A 3,792-nucleotide genomic window follows, 5' to 3' on the forward strand; every position below is an offset into this window, starting at 1 on the left:
CCGCAGAAGCGGGCGTGCCTGTGAGCGGGGCGACATCGGGCTATCAGAAAGATGACCTGATCGGCGCGGCCGAAGGTGTATTCGGCAAGGGCGCCGAAGGGCTGGCCGGATTGATCGAGGACATTCTGCGCAAACAGGGCGAGCCCAATGGCTATATCGTCGGACGCGAGGCCTCTGGCGCGTTTGTCGTCGGCCTGCGCTATGGCTCTGGTACGTTGCATCACAAGGTTGAGGGCGACAAGCCGGTTTACTGGACCGGGCCTTCGGTCGGCTTTGATGCCGGTGCGAATGCGGGCAATACCTTTGTGCTGGTGTATAATCTTTACGACAGCGAGGACCTTTACAAGCGTTTTGGCGCTGGCGAAGGCGCGGCCTATCTGGTCGGCGGCTTTCACACCAGCTATCTGCGCCGCGGCGATGTCGTGCTGATCCCGGTGCGCATGGGGCTGGGGCTGCGGCTCGGCGTCAACGCAGGCTATATGAAGTTCACCCGGAAGCGCAATTTCGTCCCGTTCTGATATTGTTTGAAGGGCCAGCAGGCCCTGCGACATCCATGCCCGGCGGGTCGCGCTGCCATGGCAAAGCAGAGCCGGTCGCTGGCAAGCGAGCAGCGGCCGGCTTTGCATTTGCCGATGGCGTTTCCGCATTTCGCCTTGCCCTGAGCCCCATGCGACGGCATGGGTGCAGCCGCGATTTTCTGTTGCCCGCGACGCGCGGCACGCAACAATCACCAACTGGGGGATCATCTGGTGCTGGAACAACTGACCGCGCAACCGCCCGATGCCTTGCTCGCACTGATCAAGCTCTATGCCGCCGACAGCCGCCCGGCCAAGATTGACCTTGGCGTCGGTGTCTATCGCGATTCCAGCGGCGGCACCCCGGTGTTCCAGGCGATCAAGGCCGCCGAGGCGCGGCTGCTCGCCGCTCAGGACAGCAAGAGCTATCTGGGGCCCGAAGGCGACATGGGCTTTGTCCGCGCGATCATGCCCTGGATGCTGGGTGAGTTCGACCCGGCGGGCCGCATCGATGGGCTGCAGACCCCCGGCGGCACCGGCGCGGTGCGGCTGGCTGCCGATCTGCTGCTCAAAATCGGCGTCAGGCGTATCTGGATGGGCGCGCCCAGCTGGCCCAACCATGTGCAGATTTTTGACGCCGTCGGCCTTGCGTGCGAGACTTTCCGCCATCTTGATGTCGCCACCCAGCGGCTTGACTTCAATGCGCTCGAAACCGCGCTCGACAAGGCCGAGGCAGGCGACGCGGTGCTGCTGCACGGCTGCTGCCACAACCCGACCGGCGCGGACTATAGCGAGGCGCAATGGGACCAGATCGCCGAAACGGTGGCGGCCAAGCGGCTGTTCCCGTTGATCGACCTTGCCTATCATGGCCTGGGCCACGGGTTTGAGGCCGACGGCTATGGCCTGCGCGCTGTGCTGTCGGCCGTTCCCGAGGCGCTGATTGCGTACAGCTGCGACAAAAATTTCGGACTGTATCGCGAACGCGTCGGTGCGCTGTACGCGATGACCGCAGAGCCGGGCCAGCAGGCGGCGATCCAGTCCAACCTGTGTGCGCTGGCGCGGGCAAGCTGGTCAATGCCGCCTGATCATGGCGCGGCATCGGTGCGGATCATTCTTGAGGATGAGGGGCTGACCGGGTTGTGGCTGAACGAGCTTGAATCGATGCGCGCCCGGATGCGCAGCGTGCGCGATACGCTGGCCAGCTATCAGGCCATCGGGTCGGTTGATCTGGCGGCGGTCGGTCAGCAGAACGGCTTGTTTTCGGTGCTGCAGCTGCGGCCTGAACAGATTTCAGCGCTGCGCGCCGACTGGGGCGTGTATATGGCCGGATCGGGCCGAATGAACATTGCCGGCTTTACGCAAGACAACATCCCGCACTTTATTGAAGGGCTGCGCGCCGTGACTGCCTGATATTTGATCGGCGGGTATCGAGACTTTGTCGAAAACGACCTGTCGCGAAGTTCGCAGGCATGAGACCTGGCGCACAGCGCGCTCATACGGCGTGCGTTAGGTAAGCATTCATGACCCGATTCAACATCATCATTTCTTGGCGTGATCACGCGCTTGCCGGTACCGCCACGCTTGCGACCGCACATGCCATTGGGCTGATCGAGACTTTCGATTGGCTGCCTCAGGGCATGACGGCCATCACTGGTCTTGCCGGCCTGATGCTGGCAGCGGCAGCCTGCGGGCTGGTCTATGCGCTGGTGCTGGGACTGCTCTACCGGCGGCGGCTGGTGGCAGGCCCGCTGTATCGCTGCGGCGAATCCCGCCCGGCTGAGGCATATGACAAGCCCTATGAGGCGAACGGCGACCGGCTGTTCGACCATTGGCAGTATCATTGACGGCAAAAGTAATGGGTATTACGTGTTCGGTCATGAAACCGGGCAAGCTTACCGTCAAACATCAGGTGACCATCCCGCGCGATGTCCGCACGGCGCTGGGCCTGAAAGCGGGCGACCATGTGCGGTTTGAACTGCGCAATGGTGAAGCAGTCATCACCCGCGACAAAAGCGCCCGCACCGCCGCTGACGCCGAATGGGTGGAGATGATGAAGCTGGCAATGCCCGAATGGTTCAGCGAGGAAGAAGACGCATATTGGGCCGATTTGTAAGACAGGATGGCCTGAACACGTGCAGCCGCCTTTGCTTCAATTCGACATTCTGGTCATCGACTTTCCGTTTCTGGATCAGCAACGGGTTCGGCTGCGCCCGGTCGTCATCATATCCAACGCACATTTTATTGCCGCCACCGGCATTGCCTCCATCGCGATGATCACCCGATTGTCGGCTGCGCCATGGCCCGGCGACCTTGTGGTCGATGATCCAGCTTGCGCAGGTCTCCACAAGCCCAGCAAGATCAGGATGAAATTCCACTCGATCACCATCGCAGACATGATTGCCGTGGGGCGACTGGGAGCGGATGACCAGATAGCCCTGAAATCTCGCTTTAGGGAGCATCTGGGGCTATGATCGCCCCCCACATCCTGCTCATCGTCGGGGGTGGCATTGCGGCCTACAAGGCGTGCGAACTGATCCGGCTGATCCGCAAGCGCGGCATGAGCGTGCGCTGCGTGCTGACTGAGGGCGGGGCGCAGTTCATCACGCCGATGACGCTGGCGGCGCTGAGCGAAAACGAAGTGTTCACGACCTTGTGGGACCTTAAAAACGAAACCGAAATGGGGCATATCCAGCTCAGCCGTGAGGCCGACCTGATCGTCGTCTGCCCCGCCACTGCCGATCTGATCGCCAAAATGGCGGCGGGGATATCCGACAGTCTGGCCACCACCGTGCTGCTCGCCACGGATACGCCGGTGATGGCGGTGCCCGCGATGAATGTGCGGATGTGGCAGCATGTAGCGACCCAGCGCAATGTCGCCAGGCTGCGCGATGACGGGGTGACGGTAATCGGTCCCGACAGCGGCGCGATGGCGTGCGGTGAATATGGCCCGGGCCGACTGCCCGAGCCCAACGCGATCATCCGCGAGATCGAACGGGCGTTGTCTCTCCCCTCCAGCAAGCGGGAGGGACAGGTTCAGCTTGCTGAACCAGGGTCGGCCGGGAGCACAAAAATTGGTTCAGGCCCCGATGCCCCCCGCCCGCTCACCGGCAAGCGCGTGCTGGTTACCGCCGGGCCAACCCACGAACCGATTGATCCCGTGCGCTACATTGCCAACCGGTCGAGCGGGCGGCAGGGCTTTGCGATTGCGGAAGCAGCGGCGGCGCTTGGCGCTGAGGTCCAGCTGATCGCGGGGCCGGTCAGCCTGCCGACCCCGCTC

6 protein-coding genes are annotated in these 3,792 nt (G+C 62.8%); all 6 read left to right on the top strand.

Features of this window, described 5'->3' with window-relative positions; all coding sequences use genetic code 11:
• Positions 1-518 (top strand): DUF1134 domain-containing protein (locus tag ACEW8G_RS10300; RefSeq protein WP_373488334.1); only part of this gene is annotated, 518 nt, incomplete at its 5' end.
• A gap of 231 nt (positions 519-749) precedes the next feature.
• Positions 750-1,925: an aromatic amino acid transaminase gene (locus tag ACEW8G_RS10305; RefSeq protein WP_373488335.1), complete on the top strand. Its 1,176-nt coding sequence runs from the start codon at positions 750-752 to the stop codon at positions 1,923-1,925.
• A 110-nt stretch (positions 1,926-2,035) separates the two neighbouring features.
• Entirely contained in the window at positions 2,036-2,359 is a 324-nt protein-coding gene (locus tag ACEW8G_RS10310; RefSeq protein ID WP_373488336.1) for a hypothetical protein, read from the top strand.
• 32 nt (positions 2,360-2,391) lie between these two features.
• On the top strand, positions 2,392-2,628 hold the full coding sequence (locus ACEW8G_RS10315; RefSeq protein WP_373488337.1) for an AbrB/MazE/SpoVT family DNA-binding domain-containing protein: 237 nt from the start codon (positions 2,392-2,394) through the stop codon (positions 2,626-2,628).
• Positions 2,629-2,647: 19 nt separating this feature from the next.
• Positions 2,648-2,986, top strand: a complete 339-nt coding sequence (locus tag ACEW8G_RS10320; protein ID WP_373488338.1) for a type II toxin-antitoxin system PemK/MazF family toxin — start codon at positions 2,648-2,650, stop codon at positions 2,984-2,986.
• Positions 2,983-3,792: bifunctional phosphopantothenoylcysteine decarboxylase/phosphopantothenate synthase (locus ACEW8G_RS10325; RefSeq protein ID WP_373488339.1), on the top strand; the 810-nt coding region annotated here is incomplete at its 3' end. The genes ACEW8G_RS10320 and ACEW8G_RS10325, both read left to right, overlap by 4 nt.

The organism is Blastomonas sp. (assembly GCF_041747255.1).
In the GTDB taxonomy this organism is placed as follows: domain Bacteria; phylum Pseudomonadota; class Alphaproteobacteria; order Sphingomonadales; family Sphingomonadaceae; genus Blastomonas.

Excerpts from the sequence above, each read along its gene's own strand:
- ACEW8G_RS10315 (WP_373488337.1), top strand. The coding sequence starts at position 2,392 with ATGAAACCGGGCAAGCTTACCGTCAAACATCAGGTGACCATCCCGCGC.
- ACEW8G_RS10310 (WP_373488336.1), top strand. The coding sequence starts at position 2,036 with ATGACCCGATTCAACATCATCATTTCTTGGCGTGATCACGCGCTTGCC.